The organism is Agromyces sp. Root1464 (assembly GCF_001427265.1).
Taxonomy (GTDB): Bacteria; Actinomycetota; Actinomycetes; order Actinomycetales; family Microbacteriaceae; genus Agromyces; species Agromyces fucosus.
The window spans coordinates 178,689-196,180 of record NZ_LMFU01000003.1; the positions used below are offsets into that span (position 1 = coordinate 178,689).

Consider the following 17,492-nt stretch of genomic DNA (forward strand, 5'->3'; position numbering starts at 1 on the left):
ACTCCGGTGAATCGGGGTAGGGGTCCCCGCTCTTCACCGGAGTGAAGAACGGGGACCCCTGCACACGATCTACGCCCGGGGCTTCTCCCGCATCTCGATGGTCTCGATCTCGTCGCCGACCTGGATGTCGTTGAACTTGCCGAGGCCGATGCCCGCCTCGAAGTCCGTGCGGACCTCGGTGACGTCGTCCTTGAAACGACGCAGCGACTCGATCGCGAGGTTGTCGCCGACGACGACGCCATCGCGGATGACACGAGCCTTGGCGTTTCGCGTGATCGTTCCCGACCGCACGATGACACCGGCGATGTTTCCGAACTTCGAGGAGCGGAACACCTCGCGGATCTCGGCGACGCCCGACTGGACCTCTTCGTACTCGGGCTTGAGCATGCCCTTGAGCGAGTCCTCGATCTCGTCGATGGCGTTGTAGATCACCGAGTAGAAGCGGATGTCGACGCCCTCGCGAGCGGCGCGCTCGCGCGCCTTCGTGTCGGGACGCACGTTGAAGCCCACGATGATCGCGTTGTCGATCGTCGCGAGGTTCACGTCGCTCTCGGTGATGGCACCGACGCCGCGGTGGAGGATGCGCAGCTGCACGCTGTCGTCGACCTCGATCTTCATGAGCGACTCCTCGAGTGCCTCGACGGCACCCGACACGTCACCCTTGATGATGAGGTTGAGCGACTCGACCTTGCCCTCTTCGAGCGCACGGGTGAAGTCCTCGAGCGAGATGCGCTTGCGCGCCTTGGCCAGCTGGGCGTTGCGCTCTGCGGCCTCTCGCTTCTCGGCGATCTGACGCGCGGTGCGGTCCTCCTCGGTGACGAGGAAGGTGTCGCCGGCGCGCGGGACGCTCGAGAGGCCCTGCACCTGTACGGGCCGCGACGGGGTGGCCTCGGCCACGGCGTCGCCGTTCTCGTCGACCATCGCACGAACGCGGCCGTAGGCCGTACCTGCGACGATCGCGTCGCCGACGCGCAGCGTTCCCGACTGGATGAGCACGGTCGCGACCGCACCACGGCCCTTGTCGAGCTTCGCCTCGATGGCGACACCGCGGGCGTCCTTGTTCGGGTTCGCGCGGAGGTCAAGCCCGGCGTCGGCGGTCAGGAGCACTGCGTCGAGCAGGTCCTGGATGCCGATGTTCTCGCGGGCCGAGACGTCGACGAACATGACGTCTCCGCCGTACTCCTCGGCGACGAGGCCGAACTCGGTGAGCTGCTGGCGCACCTTCGCCGGGTTGGCGTCGGGCTTGTCGATCTTGTTCACCGCGACCACGATCGGCACGTTCGCCGACTGTGCGTGGTTCAGCGCCTCGACCGTCTGCGGCATGATGCCGTCGTCGGCCGCGACCACGAGGATCGCGATGTCGGTCACCTGCGCACCACGTGCACGCATGGCGGTGAACGCCTCGTGACCCGGGGTGTCGATGAAGGTGATCGCGCGGTCGATGCCCTCGTGCTCGGTGTGCACCTGGTACGCACCGATGTGCTGGGTGATGCCGCCGGCCTCGCCTGCGACGACGTTCGCGTTGCGGATCGCGTCGAGGAGTCGCGTCTTACCGTGGTCGACGTGACCCATGACGGTGACGACCGGAGGACGCTGCTGGAGGTCTTCGTCAGTCTCGTCCTCGAGCTCCTGGTCGAGGTCGATGTCGAAGCCCTCGAGGAGCTCGCGGTCTTCGTCTTCGGGCGAGACGACCTGGATCTTGTAGCCGAGCTCTTCGCCGAGCACCTGGAAGGTGGCCTCGTCGAGCGACTCGGTCGCCGTGGCCATCTCACCGAGGTGGAACAGCACCGTCACGAGCGAACCGGGGTTCGCGTCGATCTTGTCGGCGAAGTCGGAGATCGACGAACCGCGACGCAGACGGATGACGGTGTTGCCGTCGCCGCGGGGAACGCTCACGCCGCCGAGCGACGGGGCCTCCCGCATCTCGAATTCGGCCCGCTTCGTCCGCTTCGACTTGCGCGACTTGCTCTTGCCGCCACCACGACCGAAGGCACCTGCCGTGCCGCCGCCGGGACCGCGACCACGGCCGCCGCCACCCGCGGGACGCGGACCGCCGAAGCCGCCGCCGGGTGCGCCGCCGGGGCGCTGGAAGCCGCCGCCGGCACCGCCGGGACGGGCGCCTGCACCGGCGCCTGCGCCGCCGGGGCGCTGGAAGCCGCCGCCGGGGCGACCGCCTGCACCGGCCGGACGCGGAGCACCGGGACGCGGCGAACCGGGTCGCGGCGCCTGCGGGCGCGGGATGTTGCCGGGGCTCGGGCGCTGGCCCATGCCCTGCGCGCTCGAGAACGGGTTGTTGCCCGGGCGCGGCTGGGCGGGACGCGAGCCCATGCCCTGCGAGCTCGAGAAGGGGTTGTTGCCGGGTCGGGGCGTGCCGCCGCCTGCGGGGCGGGGGGCGCCGGGACGCGGCGCGGCAGCGGCACCGGGCTTCGGGGCGCCACCGGGCTTGACGGCGTCGCCGTCACCCGCGGTCGAAGCGGCTGCCGGGGCATCCGTCGACTTCTCGGCTGCAGCCTGCGCTGCGCGCTCTTCGGCCTGGGCCTGGCGCTCGGCGACCGTGAGCGGCGCCTCGGCGACGGGGGCCTCTGCCGCCTCGACCGGAGCCGGGGCCGGAGCCTCGGGAGCGGCCGGAGCCTTCGGGGCCGGCTTCGGGCCGGGCTTGGCGCCGGGCTTCGCGGCGGTTGCCGCTGCCGGCTTCGCAGGTGCCGATGCGGCAGGGGCTGCGGAAGCGGCCGCGCCTGCGGCCTCGAGCGCCGCCTTCAGGCGACGCGCGACGGGGGGTTCGATGGACGACGAGGGTCCCTTGACGTACTCGCCCATCTCCTTGAGCTTCTCAAGGGCGATCTTGCTGTCGACACCGAGTTCGCTTGCGATCTCGTGTACGCGTGGTTTGGCAGCCACTTCTCTCCTGTTCCGGGCCTGCGCCCGGACAGGGGCAGACCATCAATGGCGGACGGGACTCATTTCGAGCCGCTCATTAGTTGTCACTCATTGGTCATCACTTGTGGGTTCAGCCTGTTCTCTACGTTGCCGGTGTCCACGTCGCCGCGAATGCGGAGCGCTCGCCCGAAGGCGTGCTTCCGAACGGCGAGGCGGTAGCACTCGAGTGTCGGATGCAACCACGCACCCCTGCCCGGAAGCACAGCCGTGACATCGGCCACGACGTGGGAGTTCTGGGAGACGACCCTCAGAAGTGAGGACCTTGGGGCGCGCGAACGGCATCCGATGCACGTTCTGACGGGTTCCATCTTACACTCTGCGCTGTGCGGCCGCCGACGGCGGCCGATGGGTGGACATGACGGCGACCGCTCGGCGGCCGTTGGACTCAGTCGGACTCGAGGACCGAGTCGGGCTGGATGTCGATCTTCGCCCCCGTGAGCTTCGCGGCGAGGCGGGCGTTCTGGCCCTCCTTGCCGATCGCGAGCGAGAGCTGGTAGTCGGGCACGAGGGCGCGCACGGCGCGCGTCGCCTCGTCGATCACGAACGCGCTCGTGACCTTCGCAGGGCTCAACGCGCTCGCGACGAAGGTCGCAAGGTCGTCGTTCCAGTCGACGATGTCGATCTTCTCGGCGCCGAGTTCGGCGGTGACGGCGCGAACGCGCTGGCCGAGCTCGCCGATCGCTGCGCCCTTCGCGTTCACGCCGGGCTGGGTCGCGCGCACGGCGATCTTCGTGCGGTGTCCGGCCTCGCGGGCGAGCGAGACGATCTCGACGACACCCGAGGCGATCTCGGGCACCTCGAGTGCGAAGAGCTTGCGCACGAGTGCCGGGTGGGTGCGCGAGACGGTGATCGACGGGCCCTTGAGGCCCTTGGCGACGCTCGTCACGTAGACGCGGATGCGCTGGCCGTGCAGGTACTCCTCGCCGGGCACCTGCTCTTCGGGAGGCAGGATCGCCTCGACCGAGCCGAGGTCGATGTGCACCATGCGCGGGTTCGGCCCCTGCTGGATGACGCCGGCGACGATGTCGCCCTCGCGCCCGCGGAACTCGCCGAGCACGGCGTCGTCGGCGATGTCGCGCAGTCGCTGGTTGATGACCTGCTTCGCGGCGAACGCGGCGATGCGGCCGAAGTCGCTCGGGCTGTCTTCGGCCTCGCCGACGACGTTGCCCTCTTCATCGAGCTCGGGGACGAACACCGAGACGTGGCCGGTCTTGCGATCGAGGTGCGCACGGGCGCCGTCGGGGTTCGCGTGGCCGTGCTGGTCGGGATGGGTGTGCTTCAAGTACGCCATGAGAATGGCCTGCTCGATGATCTCCACCAGCTCGTCGAATGGGATCTCTTTCTCGCGCTCCATCATCCGCAGCACGCTGAGGTCGATATCCATGAACCCGGCCTCCTCTATTCAGCTCTCACGCCGCTTCCCCTCGGAGCGGACAGGACTCTACGGTACCGGATGTCGCGGCCCCCGGTCAGCCATGCTGGACGCCGCGACACGCCATCGACGACCCCCGTCGTCGCACGGGGTCCTCAATCGGCGGGCGTGGGCGGACTGTTCACCCAGACGAGCTCGGCCTCGCCGTCGCCGCCGTTCGCCACCCGGTGCGGCGTGCTGCTCGCGAAGACGATGCTGTCTCCGGTTTCGAGCTCGTGCACCTCGTCGGCGAGTTCGACGCGAACGCGTCCCCGCAGCACGAGCAGCACCTCCTCCGAGTCGCCGTGCCGATACTGGCTCGGGCCGGTCGATCCCCCGGGTTCCATGGTGACCGCGTACATCTCGAGGTGCCCGAACGGCGGCTCGGTGAGGAAGGTCTTCGTCATGCCGTCGCTCGCGGAGAGCGTGCGCCGGAGGCCCGCTCGCACGACGCGAGCCGCCGACACCGGGCCGGGTTCGACGAGGTCGGCGAGGCCGACGCCGAGCGCGTCGGCGAGGCGGCGCAGCGTCGAGATGCTCGCGTTGGCCCGGCCCGTCTCGAGCTGGCTGAGGAACCCCGAGGTGACGCCGGCCTGCTCGCCGAGGGCGCGCTGCGACATCCGCCGGGCGACCCGGTAGCGACGCACCTGGTCGCCGACGTCGTTGCCGGTCATTCCCACCTCCAGTCACCGTCTCGCGGGTGTCGCGGGCCGCGGTTCGGCCGCCGACGCGAGAAGTTGGGGCTTGACGCGCCACGAGGCATCCTGCTCAATTGCACTAAGCAACATGTTAAGCAGCACTGATCCCAACCAACACGGATTGCGAGGCTCTCATCATGACAGGTTCCCGAGGCACCACCCCGCTCAGCGCACGGCTCGGCCGCATCCTCCGCGTGCACGCCGAAGCCGACCGCACGGGCGTCCCCGTCGACGACGTGCTCGGGCGCGCAGCGGAGGCTCCCGACGGCATCAGCAGGCGCAATGCGCTCATCGCCGGCGGTGCGATCGGTGCCGGCGCCGCCCTCGCCATGGCGACGCCCGCCCACGCCGCGGTGGCCAAGCCCGGCCCGGCACCCCGAGTCCTGATCGTCGGCGCAGGTCTCGCCGGCGTGCGCGCCGCCCACTGGCTCTGGCGCGTCAAGGGCATCGCCTCGACGATCTACGAGGGCAGCGCCAGGGCCGGCGGCCGCTGCTACAGCCTGCGCGGATACTTCGACGACGGCATCGTCGTCGAACATGGCGGCGCCCTGATCAACACCGACCACAACGCCACCCGCAACCTCGCGTCGAACCTGGGCCTGAGCCTCGACGTGGTCGCCGGGGGCAGCTACCAGGGGTGGGACGACAAGTACTGGATCGACGGAGCCGACTACCCCTACGACGACGCGAACGCCGACTGGGGAGTCGTCTACCAGGCCTTCAAGGCGGCACTCGCGAGCGCGCCGTACTGCCAGACCTACGACAACCACACGGCGGCCGGCGTCGCCCTCGACCAGTTGACCGTCGACCAGTGGCTCGCCGCCAACGTGCCCGGCGGGCTCTCGAGCCGCTTCGCCAAGCTCATGCAGTCGAACGTGATGAGCGAGTACGGGCTCGAACCGCACGAGCAGTCGGCGCTGAGTCTCATCTACCTGCTCGGGTGGAACGCGCAGAACAGCCTCTCGCCCGTCAACGGCGCCGACGAGAAGTACTCCGTGAACGGCGGCAACGACCTGCTGGTCTCCCGCATGCTCGAGGAACTGCCGGCGAACACCGTGCGCTACGGCTACAAGCTCACCGCCGTCAAGCGCAACGCCGACGGCACCGTGCGGCTCAGCTTCCGGGTCGGCAACTCGACCGTCGACCAGACCGCCGACCGAGCCATCCTCGCCCTCCCGTTCACCACCCTGCGCGACTGCGACCTCACGCAGTCGGGCTTCTCGGCCCTGAAGCTGCGCGCGATCGACGAGGTCGGCCTGGGCGCGAATGCGAAGGTGCACGTGCAGGTGAGCCACCGCCCGTGGGTCGAGCAGGGCTACGGCGGCGCCGCGTACACGAACAAGAGCGGCTTCCAATGCGGATGGGACGACACCGCCGACCACCCCCTGCCGACCGGCGTGTTCAACTACTTCCCCTCGGGCGACCAGGTGAAGGCCTGGACGGGCAACGCGTTCGGACCAGCGAGCGCCGCGCAGGTCAGCGGGCTCCTCGCGCAGACCGAACCGATCTTCCCCGGGATGACCGCGGCGTACACCGGCAAGTCGTATCGCGACTTCTGGTGGGCGAACCCGTGGTCGAAGGGCGCGTACACCGTGCTGCGGCCCGGGCAATACACCTCGCTCTTCGGTGCGGGCTCGACACCCGAGGGCAACGTGCACTTCGCCGGCGAGCACACGAGCGTCGAGTACTTCGGCTTCCTGAACGGCGCCGTGGTGTCCGGTGAGCGGGCCGCGAAGGCCGTCGCGGCGTAGCCGTACGCGCTGCGGGTGACGGATGCCGCGGCATCCGTCACCCGCTTCTGCGAGCGCGGCGCTGGTCGTGGCGAGCTAGCCGCGCCAGACCTGCACGACGGAGGGCCGGGGCGCGGCCACGAGGCCGCTCTCGGGCCGGTGGGACGGCACGTAGTCGGGGAAGAAGGAGGTCGGCGCCGCGACCGTCCCTTCTTCGCCCGGGTGCTGCACGGCCACGAAGACCATTCCCTCCTGGTCGTGGATGACCGGACCGCAGGTCTCGCCATCGCGCGGCACCGAGAGGAACTGCTGCACGCGGCCGCGGTCGGGTCCCTCGAGCGGCACCTTGAAGAGTCCGTCGTTGAAGCCGATCTTGCTGGGGGCGCCGTCGGTCGAGATCCAGAGGTTGCCCGCGGAGTCGAACGCAAGGTTGTCGGGACATGAGATGGGTGACACGAGCTCCTTCGGGAACCCGGCGAAGTAGGTGTTCTGGTCGACCGCCGGGTCGCCGCAGAGCAGCAGGATGCTCCAGCCGAACGCGGCACCAGACTGGCCCGCCGTCTCGGTCAGCTCGATGATGTGCCCGTTGCGATTGCCCGTGACGGGGTTCGCCTCGTCGATCGTCGCGAGGGTCCGCGACGAGTTGTTGGTGAGCGCGACGTACACCTTGCCCGTCTTCGAGTTGGGCTGCACGTCCTCGGGGCGGTCCATCTTCGTCGCGCCGACCGTGTCGGCCGCGAGCCGCGTGAACACGAGCACTTCCTCGGTCGTCATGCCGGGAATGACGCTCTCCCCGTTCTGCGTGAGCGGAATCCACTGGCCCGTGCCGTCGAAGCGCCCGTCGGCGGGAAGCGCGCCGGTGCCGGTGATCTCGGCCGCCGGCGAGTTGCCCGCGAACTTGGCGACGTAGAGGTCGCCCTCGCTCAGCAGCCCCAGGTTGTTGCGTCGGGCGACGGGGGTGTTCTTCGGGTCGAAGGTGCCCCTGGAGACGAACTTGTAGAGGTAGTCGTTCGTCTGGTCGTCGCCCATGTAGGCGACGGCGCGGCCGTCTCCGGCGATGATGACGTTGGCGCCCTCGTGCTTGAACCGGCCCATCGCGGTGTGCTTGCGCGGGGTCGATGCCGGGTCTTCCGGGTCGATCTCGACGATCCAGCCGAAGCGGTTGGGCTCGTTCACGAAGCCGGCGTCGTGGGCGTCGAAGCGCGGGTCGATGCGCTCGAACGTGTAGGTCGACTTCGTGCTCGGCGTCGCCCGATAGCGCTTCTGTCCGGCCGTGTCGGCCGCCCAGACGAAGTAGCCGTCGAAGTTCTCCTCACCCGACAGCACGGTGCCCCACGGGGTGGTTCCGCCGGCGCAATTGCCGAGCGTGCCCTTGATCCAACGGCCCTCGGGATCTTCGGCGGTCTTCAGCAGCTCGCTGCCCGCCGCGGGCCCGGTCGCCTCGAACACCGTGTCGGCCGTGATGCGGCGGTTGCGGCGACCGTCGACCAGGTAGCGCCACGGTTGGCCGATCTTGCTGCGGCGCAGCTCCACGACGGAGAAGCCGTGCGCCGCCTTGTAGATCGCCGCGCGCCGGTCGAGCTCGGCCGCGTCGCTCGTCGGCGCGAACATGATGCCAGGGTTCACGTACTCGTGGTTGTTCACGAGCACGCCCGTGCGACCGCTCCGGTCGGCGATGATGTCGAGGTAGTCGCAGTTGTAGCCGAACTGGCCCGCCTGCGCCTCAGGCGTCTGGTGGTCGAAGTCGAGCGCAGGCACCCCCGAGAAGAGCGGGTCGCCCCAGCGGATGATGGGGGCCCAGCTGTAGCCCTCGGGAACGTTGAAGTCGTCGACGAGCTTCGGCACCGGCGAGATCGCATCGAACGGGAGGCCGCCGAGCGCGCCGGAGGCTCCGCCGCCGGGAGCGGCGAGGGCCGAGCCGGCCGGCGTCGCTGCGGCGAGGGCGATGCCCACCGCACCGGCTGCACCGAGCCCGAGCAGCGCCCGACGCGACAGTGCGGCGGAGGCGATCTCGCGGAAGGCGGGGTTCGCGGAGGTGTTGCACTCGGGGCCCAGGCAGGCGTTGCCGCACTTGAAGTGGCACGTCACCGGCGAGCGCTTGCCTCGCACGTGATCGGCCATGGGGAACAGCTGGATGTCGGTGATCGTCACAGATCGGTCCTCACGCTCGGGGGTCGGGATGCCTTTCTGCACAGTGCTCGCGGAATCCGAATCCGCTTCGGACGACCGCTGAACGAGGGGTGAACCCGCGGTGAACGATCGAGGGCCTCGCGCCTCATGCCCGCCGCGGCGCGCCGCCGCACCGCACCCGGGCCGCGCTCGCGATACTGGGCACATGGATGCCGTGAACGAATGGGTGCTCGCCGGGGGCGACGTGCTCTGGACCTGGATCGTCTTGCCCGTGGTCGTGATCCTCGGGGTGTACTTCACCTTGCGGTCCGGCGTGGTGCAGTTCCGCCTGATCCCCGAGATGTTCCGCACGCTGACCGACAAGACCCCGCGCGACGCCGCAGGCGAGCCGCAATCGGTGTCGGCGTTCCAGGCGTTCACCATCTCGGCGGCGTCGCGAGTCGGCGTCGGGAACATCGCGGGCGTCGGCACGGCGATCGCGATCGGCGGCCCGGGCGCGATCTTCTGGATGTGGCTGATGGCCTTCGTCGGCGGCGCCTCGAGCTTCGTGGAGTCGACGCTCGGGCAGCTGTTCAAGGTGCGCGACCAGGACGGCTTCCGCGGCGGACCGGCGTACTACATGGAGCGCGGCCTGCGTGCGCGCTGGATGGGCGTGCTCTTCGCGATCGTGCTCATCATCTGCTTCCCGTTCGCGTTCTCATCGCTCCAGGCCAACACGATCAGCGCGACGGTCGCCGTGACGATCAGCCCCGACGGCGCCCCCGACTGGGTCTCCTGGGTCGTCGGCCTCGTGCTCGCCGTGCTCACCGCGCTCGTCGTGTTCGGCGGTGTCCGCCGCATCGCCTCGGTCACCCAGGCGGTCGTGCCCCTCATGGCCCTGCTCTACCTGCTGCTCGGCCTCGTGATCGTCGCCATGAACTTCGAGAAGTTCCCCGAGGTGTTCGCCTCGATCTTCACCGAGGCGTTCGGGTTCAACGAGGTCGTCGGCGCGACGCTCGGCATGATCGTGTTGACCGGGGTGAAGCGCGGCATGTTCTCGAACGAGGCGGGGCTCGGTTCCGCGCCGAACGCCGGCGCGAGCGCCGCCGTGACGCACCCCGTGAAGCAGGGGCTCGTGCAGACGCTCGGCGTCTACTTCGACACCTTCCTAGTCTGCTCGATCACGGCCTTCATCATCCTGGTCTCGAGTCCCGACCTCGAGAACGCCACACGAGGCATCGGGCTGACGCAGAACGCCGTCGTGTCGAATCTCGGTGCCTGGTCGAGCATCGCGCTGAGCGTCATCATCTTCCTGCTCGCCTTCAGCTCGATCCTCGGCAACTACTATTACGGCGAGTCCAACATCGAGTTCATCACCCCGCGGCGCTCGGTGCTCGCCGGCTATCGGATCCTCGTCGTCGTCGCGATCTTCGTCGGCTCGGTGGCATCCTCGGATCTCATCTGGAACACCGCCGACGGCATCATGGGCATCATGGCGCTCATCAACCTGGTGGCGATCGCATTGCTCTCGGGAATCGCCTTCCGCCTGCTGCGCGACTACACCAAACAGCGGCGGGATGGCCGGAACCCCGTCTTCACCCGCGCCCTGCTGCCCGATGTCGGCGGCATCGAGTGCTGGGAGGACGAGCTCACCGTCACCGGCCCGCTCGACCTCGCGACGCTGCGGCACGAGGCCGAGAAGCACCGCGACCACCTGCACGAGCAGCACGAGACCGGCGAGAAGCACTGAACCGCCCGCCCAGGCGATCGATCGGATCGCCGGGCGAGCGGTTCGGGTGAGCTCGGTTCGTCAGGCGAGCGCTGCGGCGACCTCGCCGATCGCGACCTGCGTGCGCTCCCCCGTCGCCCGGTCCCAGACCTCGACGATGCCCTCGGCGACGCCGCGGCCGGCGATCACGATCTTCGGGACGCCGATGAGCTCGGCGTCGCCGAACTTGACGCCGGGCGAGACCTTGGGTCGGTCGTCGTAGAGCACGTCGAACCCGGATGCCTCGAGCTCGGCGACGATCGTCTCCGCCGCCTCGAACACCGCTTCGTCACGACCGGTCGCGACCACGTGCACGTCGAACGGCGCAACGGCAGCCGGCCAGATGAGGCCCTTGTCGTCGTTGTTGTCTTCGGCGATGATCGCGAGGATACGCGTGACGCCGATGCCGTATGAACCCATCGTGACGGTCGCGAGCTTGCCGTTCTCGTCGAGCACCTTGAGGCCGAGCGCCTCGGCGTACTTGCGCCCGAGCTGGAACACGTGGCCGATCTCCATGCCGCGGGCGAGTTCGACGGGGCCCGAGCCGTCGGGCGCGGGGTCGCCGGGCAGCACGTTGGATGCCTCGACGGTGCCGTCGGCGACGAAATCGCGGCCCGCGACGAGACCGAAGACGTGCTTCTGGTCGACGTTGGCGCCGGTGATCCACTCGGTGCCGTCGACGACGCGCGGATCGACGAGGAAGCGGATGCCGGTGGCGGACTCCTCGCCGAGCACGGCGCCGCTCTCGGACCAGGGGCCGATGTAGCCCTTCACGAGGCCGGGGTGCTTGGCGAAGTCGGCCTCGGTCGCGGGCTCGACCTCACCCGGAGCGAACGCGACCTCGACGCGCTTCATCTCGACGTCGCGGTCGCCGGGCAGGCCGATCACGACGAGTTCGCGGGTGCCGTCGGGCGCCACGACAGCGAGCACGACGTTCTTCAGGGTGTCGGCCGAGGTCCACGCGCGGCCGTCGGGCCGCGGGTACTCGGCGTTCGCGAGGTCGACGAGGGTCGCGATCGTGGGCGTGTTCGGCGAATCGAGCACGACGGGTGCCGGCAGTCCCTCGAACGGGATCGACTCGGGCACGATCGTCTCGAACGCCTCGACGTTGGCCGCGTAACCGCCGGCCGAGCGAACGAAGGTGTCTTCGCCGACGGGGGTCGGGTGCAGGAACTCCTCGCTCTTCGAGCCGCCCATCGCACCGGCATCCGCCTTGACGATGACGTACTCGAGGCCGAGCCGCGCGAAGATCCGCTCGTAGGCGTCGCGCTGCGCCTGGTAGCTCGCGTCGAGTCCCTCGTCGGAGATGTCGAACGAGTACGCGTCCTTCATCGTGAACTCGCGGCCGCGCAGGAGACCGGCGCGCGGCCGGGCCTCATCGCGGTACTTGTCCTGGATCTGGTAGATCGACAGCGGCAGGTCCTTGTACGAGTTGTAGAGGTCCTTCACGAGCAGCGTGAAGACCTCCTCGTGCGTCGGCGCGAGCAGGTAGTCGGTTCCCCTGCGGTCCTGCAGGCGGAAGAGGTTGTCGCCGTACTCGGTCCAGCGGTTCGTGACCTCGTAGGGCTCGCGCGGCAGCAGCGCAGGGAAGTGCACCTCGTGCGCGCCCGCGTTCGTCATCTCCTCGCGGATGATCGCCTCGATCTTCGCCTTCACGCGCAGGCCCAGCGGCAGCCACGCGAACACGCCTGGCGCCTGGCGCCTGATGTAGCCGGCGCGCACGAGCAGTCGGTGGCTCGTGACCTCGGCGTCGGCGGGGTCTTCGCGGAGCGTACGGAGGAAGTAGTTCGTCAGGCGTGTGGGCACCCGACGATTCTACTGAGCGCGGCGGATGCCTCCCGCCCTGTTGTCAGGACGGGTGCAGGAGGGCCTCAGGTGAGGTCGACGTCCACAACTTCGACGCCGCTCTCGGCGAGGTGGCGGGTGACCTGGTCGGCCCAGTTGATGAGGTCGAACAGCGCGGTGTCGAGGCTTTCGAGCACCTCGAGCACGCGAGGGTGCACGTCGCCGTCTTCGAACTCCTCGATGAGGTGGTACGCGTCGTCGCGGGCGTTGGCGGCATTCTCGAGGTGGCGGCTGTTGATGGTCATCCCCGGATTCTATCTAGGCTGGGGCCATGCCGAGCCGCCGAACGCACGTCACGGAGTCCGTCGCGCAGAGCGAACTGGCGGTCGCCCTCGCCAAGCTCCGGGCCGAACTCGACGTGCCAGAGTCCTTCTCGCCCGAAGTGCTCGCAGAGGCCGAGTCGATGCGCGCGGCCGCCCCCGGTACCGACCTCCGTCACCTGGCCTTCCTCACGATCGACCCGCTGGGGTCGACCGACCTCGACCAGGCGCTCTGCATCGAACGCCTGGCCGGCGGCTTCCTCGTGCACTACGCGATCGCGGATGTCCCGGGCTGGGTGTACCCGGGCGGCGCCGTCGACCTCGAGGCCCGGCGCAGGGGCCAGACGCTCTACGCCGCCGACGGCCGGGTACCACTGCATCCGGTGGTGCTCAGCGAGGACCGTGCGTCGCTGCTGCCGGACGCGGATCGGAGCGCCTTCGTCTGGGCGTTCGAGCTCGACGAGGAGGGCGAGGTGACGTCGACCGGACTCACCCGGGCGATGGTGCGATCGCGCGAACAGCTCACGTACGACGAGGCGCAGGCGCGCATCGATGCCGGCGACGGCGACTCCCCGCTCGCGCTGCTGCGGGAGGTCGGGATGCTGCGCATCGAGCTCGAGCGTGCTCGCGGCGGCGCGAGCCTCAACTCCCCCGATGAGGAGATCGTGCGCACCGCCGACGGCGGCTACTCCCTCGAGCGCCGCCACCCACTGCCGGTCGAGGAGTGGAACGCGCAGCTCTCGCTCATGACCGGCATGGCGGCGGCGCAGCTCATGCTCGACGCACGCGTCGGCGTGCTCCGCACGATGCCGAAGCCGAGCGAGGAGCGCACCACGGCCTTCCGCGCGCAGACCCGCGCGCTCGGACTGCCCTGGCCCGAGACCGTCTCCTACGGCGAATACCTCCGCGGGCTCGACCGTGACGACCCCGCCTCGCTCGCGGTGATGCAGGCGGCGTCCGGACTCTTCCGAGGTGCCGGCTACCTCGCCGTCGACGGCGAGGTCCCGCCCGATCCGATCCAATCCGCACTCGCGGCGCCGTACGCCCATGTCACGGCGCCGCTGCGCCGCCTCGTCGACCGGTGGGGGCTCGTCGTCTGCGAGGCGCTCTGCGCGAAACGGGAGGTGCCCGATTGGGCCCGTGCCTCGCTCCACGAACTGCCCTCGCTCATGGGCGCCTCCTCGCAGCGCGCCGGCCGGCTCGAGGCCGAGTCGATCGCGCGAGTCGAAGCCGCACTGCTCAGCGCTCGCGTCGGCGAACACTTCCGCGCGACGGTGCTCGAGGTGCGCGGTGAGCGAGTGGTGCTGCAGCTCGCCGAACCCGCGGTCACGGCGATGTGCCCTGCACCCGTCGGCGTTCGCGCCGGCACCGCACTCGAGGTGTTGCTGCTCGCAGCCGACATCGCCACGGGCACGATCGAGTTCGGGGCCGTCGCAGCATCCGCCTGACGCGCTCGGCGACGCGCCTCGCGGTCAGACGCCCTCGTCGTCTTCCTCGTCGTCGAGGGCGAACTCCTCGAGGTCGCCCTCGGTCGCCGTCGCGGCCGCTTCGGCATCCGCATCGGTGCCGTCCGGGCCGTCGTCGATGCCCTCGTGCAGGGTGCCCATGCCGTCGGGGTAGCCCGCCGCATCGGGGTACTCGAACTCGCTGCCGTCACCGCTCATTGCGGTCTCCTCTCGCGATCGGATGCTCCCGGGGCATCCGTGTGCCGCCCACCATACGCTCGGGCGCGTCTCAGCGCGAGGCCGCGTCCATCACCGCGGCGGTCAGCGCCGACGCCGTGGTCCGATCGACGTCGCCGGGTACCGACACCCATGCGAGGTTCGCACCATCGGTGGCGTACACGACCGACCCGCCGCCATCGACCGGCAGGACGACTGCCTGCACGGCACCGTCGACCACGACGGATTCGGCTCCCTCGGTGGACGACAGTTCGGTGACCCCCCACCCGGCGCCCGGCAGCAGTTCTGTTGCGAACCAGCGGTTCCCATCGGCGCTCGACCAGACGCACGGGAAGTCTCCGACCGCCTCGATCGATCCCACGAATCCGGGCGTCGCCGGCCCGCCGCGGTTCCCCTCCGCCGCCGTGAACGGCATGCCGAGGATCGCGCTCGTGTCGATCGAAGCCCCGAAGGCGGCGCAGTCGTCGTGCGCGATCCACATCCCGGGCGGAAGCACTGCCGGAACGGGCGCCGACTCCGCGGCCGCCGCCTCGAGTCGTGACGTGAGTTCCTCGATGACGCCGGGAGCCGTGTCGGTCGCGGCATTCGACACACTGACGATCCCCGAGAACCAGTACCCGCCGACCTCGGTGCTGAAGGAGCACATCCGTTCTGGATCGGACCCGCCGAAGCCGCACTCGGGCGATGCCGCGCCAGCAGCGGCGACCTGGGCGTCGAGGCCGGTTGCGGGGATCACCTCGAGCTGGACGTAGGCGTCACCGTCCTGCTCCATCCATCCGCAGTCGAGTCCGCCGAGCACCGCGATCGCCCACACCCGGCCGAAGTTCTCGGCTTCGATCGGAGCGACGTCGCCGCCGACGAGCCCGGACAGGGTCGCCTCATCGACGAGCGCATCGCAGGAACCCCCGAGGGCGATGGCCGGCTTCGGTGCCGCGGCGGGCTCGGCGCTCGGCTCGGCACTCGGAACCGGCTCGGGCGAGTGCGTCGGATCCGCCTCAGCCGTTGCCGCGCAGCCGGTGAGGACCGAGAGGAGGATGCCGGCGAGAACGATGGTGGCAGTGCGCGTCATCCCTGAAATGTAGCGCCTCGGCACCGGCCACGACTCGGGCGACGACGTCTCGATTCGGTCACGCTTCGCCGGCGATCGGCGTCGCTAGGGCGTCAGCACCTCAGGAGTGCCGACCGGCGCGTCGGCGCCCATCTCGTCGGCGATGCGGTTGGCCTCCTCGATGAGGGTCGCGACGATCTCGGACTCGGGCACGGTCTTGATGACCTCGCCCTTGACGAAGATCTGGCCCTTGCCGTTGCCGGATGCCACGCCGAGGTCGGCCTCACGGGCCTCGCCCGGGCCGTTGACGACGCAGCCCATGACGGCGACGCGGAGTGGCACGGTCATGCCCTCGAGGCCATCGGTGACGTCGTTCGCGAGCTTGTAGACGTCGACCTGCGCGCGGCCGCACGACGGGCACGAGACGATCTCGAGCTTGCGCTCGCGGAGGTTCAGCGACTGCAGGATCTGCAGGCCCACCTTGACCTCTTCGACCGGCGGAGCCGAAAGCGAGACGCGGATCGTGTCGCCGATGCCCTCGCCGAGGAGGATGCCGAACGCGGTGGCCGACTTGATCGTGCCCTGGAATGCCGGGCCCGCCTCGGTGACGCCGAGGTGCAGCGGCCAGTCGCCTCGCTCGGCCAGCAGTCGGTAGGCCTTGACCATGACGATGGGGTCGTTGTGCTTGACCGAGATCTTGAAGTCGTGGAAGTCGTGCTCCTCGAAGAGGCTCGCCTCCCAGACCGCCGACTCGACGAGCGCCTCGGGCGTCGCCTTGCCGTACTTCTGCAGCAGTCGCGGATCGAGCGATCCGGCGTTGACGCCGATGCGCAGGCTCACGCCGGCCGCCTTCGCCGCCGCCGCGATCTCGCCGACCTTGTCGTCGAACTTGCGGATGTTGCCCGGGTTGACGCGTACCGCGGCACAACCGGCATCGATCGCCTGGAACACGTAGTTCGGCTGGAAGTGGATGTCGGCGATGACCGGGATCTGGCTCTTCTTCGCGATGATCGGCAGCGCCTCGGCGTCGTCGCGGCTCGGTACGGCGACGCGCACGATGTCGCAGCCCGATGCCGTGAGCTCGGCGATCTGCTGCAGCGTGGCGTTGATGTTCGTCGTCGGCGTCGTCGTCATCGACTGCACGCTCACCTGGGCGTCACCGCCGACGAGCACCTTGCCCACCTTGATCTGGCGGGACTTGCGTCGCGGGGCCAGTACCTCAGGGACTTTGGGCATTCCGAGATTCACAGCAGGCACGAGACGAGTCTACTTCGGCGCGGGTGGTCGTCGGCTGCGAAGCGGCATCCCGGACTCGTTCGAGCCTCACGCGCAACCGTCGGCGATCATGACGGGCGCCCCGAGCCATTTGACGACGGATCCGTCTTCCGTCGGCGTGGCGACGACCGTCGCCGTTTCGGGTTGACCATCCGGACGAGCGAAATCGACGGTCTCGATCGGCGTCCCGACGCACGTCCAGAGGTTCGCATCGAAGACCGGGTCACCCGAGAGTGTCGACCATGCATCTGCAGCGTGAATCCCTTGTTCACTGACGAGATCGAACCCGCGCGCGCTCGGCCCGTCGAAGTACACGGCGAAGCGCGGCCAGACGTAGTCGAGGGCTCCGCCGTCACGACGCTCTTCGTCGTAGAACCGTTCGTCGAGCACGAATTCGTCCCAGGAGTGGAACACTCCGGGCGGGGTGTGGTTCGTGCCACGATACGACTCGTCCACCGGCGGCGCATCGAACAGGTCGGTCAGCACGGCTATCGCGTCGGCAGGCGCCGACATGTAGTCGAGGGCAGCGACGACAGCGCCCTCGTCGTCCCGGAGCTCGAGCGACTGCGGCCGCACGACCATTGCGGTGACTGCAGCCAGCGGTTCGGCCACGGGCGTCGGGGTCGACGTCGGGGTCGGTACCGCACTCGTGGTGGGCGACGGAGTCGGCGTGGGCGACGGCGGAGGCCCGAAGCATCCGCTCAACAGGGCCGTCATCGCAAGCACAAC

Annotated in this window: 14 protein-coding genes; 3 read left to right on the top strand and 11 right to left on the bottom strand. The window is 69.5% G+C overall.

Going from position 1 to position 17,492, the window contains the following annotated elements; translation table 11 throughout:
* Positions 1–69: 69 nt before the first annotated feature.
* From infB to ASD23_RS16505, 4 genes are all read right to left on the bottom strand, one after another.
* Positions 70–2,898 (bottom strand): translation initiation factor IF-2, encoded by a 2,829-nt coding sequence (gene infB, locus ASD23_RS16495; RefSeq protein ID WP_056013926.1) that lies wholly within the window; start codon positions 2,896–2,898, stop codon positions 70–72.
* An 83-nt stretch (positions 2,899–2,981) separates the two neighbouring features.
* Positions 2,982–3,245 (bottom strand): YlxR family protein, encoded by a 264-nt coding sequence (locus ASD23_RS18695; protein ID WP_082571611.1) that lies wholly within the window; start codon positions 3,243–3,245, stop codon positions 2,982–2,984.
* Positions 3,246–3,322: 77 nt separating this feature from the next.
* Entirely contained in the window at positions 3,323–4,321 is a 999-nt protein-coding gene (nusA, locus tag ASD23_RS16500) for a transcription termination factor NusA (protein WP_056013929.1), read from the bottom strand.
* Between the two features lie 143 nt (positions 4,322–4,464).
* Positions 4,465–5,022 (bottom strand): helix-turn-helix domain-containing protein, encoded by a 558-nt coding sequence (locus ASD23_RS16505; RefSeq protein ID WP_056013932.1) that lies wholly within the window; start codon positions 5,020–5,022, stop codon positions 4,465–4,467.
* A 161-nt stretch (positions 5,023–5,183) separates the two neighbouring features.
* On the opposite strand from ASD23_RS16505, the gene ASD23_RS16510 reads away from it, so the two are divergent.
* Positions 5,184–6,797, top strand: coding sequence for a flavin monoamine oxidase family protein (locus ASD23_RS16510; RefSeq protein WP_056013935.1), 1,614 nt, complete (start codon positions 5,184–5,186; stop codon positions 6,795–6,797).
* A gap of 75 nt (positions 6,798–6,872) precedes the next feature.
* Here the strand turns inward: ASD23_RS16510 and ASD23_RS16515 are convergent, their stop codons facing one another.
* Positions 6,873–8,897, bottom strand: coding sequence for a PhoX family protein (locus ASD23_RS16515; RefSeq protein WP_056014933.1), 2,025 nt, complete (start codon positions 8,895–8,897; stop codon positions 6,873–6,875).
* A 214-nt stretch (positions 8,898–9,111) separates the two neighbouring features.
* Here ASD23_RS16515 and ASD23_RS16520 point away from each other — a divergent pair, with 214 nt between their 5' ends.
* On the top strand, positions 9,112–10,635 hold the full coding sequence (locus ASD23_RS16520) for an alanine/glycine:cation symporter family protein (protein ID WP_056013938.1): 1,524 nt from the start codon (positions 9,112–9,114) through the stop codon (positions 10,633–10,635).
* A gap of 60 nt (positions 10,636–10,695) precedes the next feature.
* Here the strand turns inward: ASD23_RS16520 and ASD23_RS16525 are convergent, their stop codons facing one another.
* Positions 10,696–12,459 (bottom strand): proline--tRNA ligase, encoded by a 1,764-nt coding sequence (locus ASD23_RS16525; RefSeq protein WP_200941747.1) that lies wholly within the window; start codon positions 12,457–12,459, stop codon positions 10,696–10,698.
* 65 nt (positions 12,460–12,524) lie between these two features.
* Complete coding sequence (locus ASD23_RS16530; protein ID WP_056013941.1) at positions 12,525–12,743, bottom strand: hypothetical protein; 219 nt, start codon at positions 12,741–12,743, stop codon at positions 12,525–12,527.
* Positions 12,744–12,769: 26 nt separating this feature from the next.
* On the opposite strand from ASD23_RS16530, the gene ASD23_RS16535 reads away from it, so the two are divergent.
* Complete coding sequence (locus ASD23_RS16535) at positions 12,770–14,206, top strand: RNB domain-containing ribonuclease (RefSeq protein WP_056013944.1); 1,437 nt, start codon at positions 12,770–12,772, stop codon at positions 14,204–14,206.
* Positions 14,207–14,230: 24 nt separating this feature from the next.
* On the opposite strand, the gene ASD23_RS16540 is transcribed toward ASD23_RS16535, so the two are convergent.
* From ASD23_RS16540 to ASD23_RS16555, 4 genes are all read right to left on the bottom strand, one after another.
* A complete protein-coding gene (locus tag ASD23_RS16540) occupies positions 14,231–14,422 on the bottom strand; it encodes a hypothetical protein (protein WP_056013947.1) in 192 nt (63 codons plus the stop codon).
* A 70-nt stretch (positions 14,423–14,492) separates the two neighbouring features.
* On the bottom strand, positions 14,493–15,509 hold the full coding sequence (locus ASD23_RS16545; RefSeq protein ID WP_056013949.1) for a hypothetical protein: 1,017 nt from the start codon (positions 15,507–15,509) through the stop codon (positions 14,493–14,495).
* Positions 15,510–15,593: 84 nt separating this feature from the next.
* The gene (ispG, locus tag ASD23_RS16550) at positions 15,594–16,724 is read right to left on the bottom strand and encodes a flavodoxin-dependent (E)-4-hydroxy-3-methylbut-2-enyl-diphosphate synthase (RefSeq protein ID WP_056013951.1); all 1,131 of its coding nucleotides are present in this window, start codon (positions 16,722–16,724) and stop codon (positions 15,594–15,596) included.
* An 87-nt stretch (positions 16,725–16,811) separates the two neighbouring features.
* On the bottom strand, positions 16,812–17,375 hold the full coding sequence (locus ASD23_RS16555) for a hypothetical protein (RefSeq protein WP_157377145.1): 564 nt from the start codon (positions 17,373–17,375) through the stop codon (positions 16,812–16,814).
* Positions 17,376–17,492 lie beyond the last annotated feature (117 nt).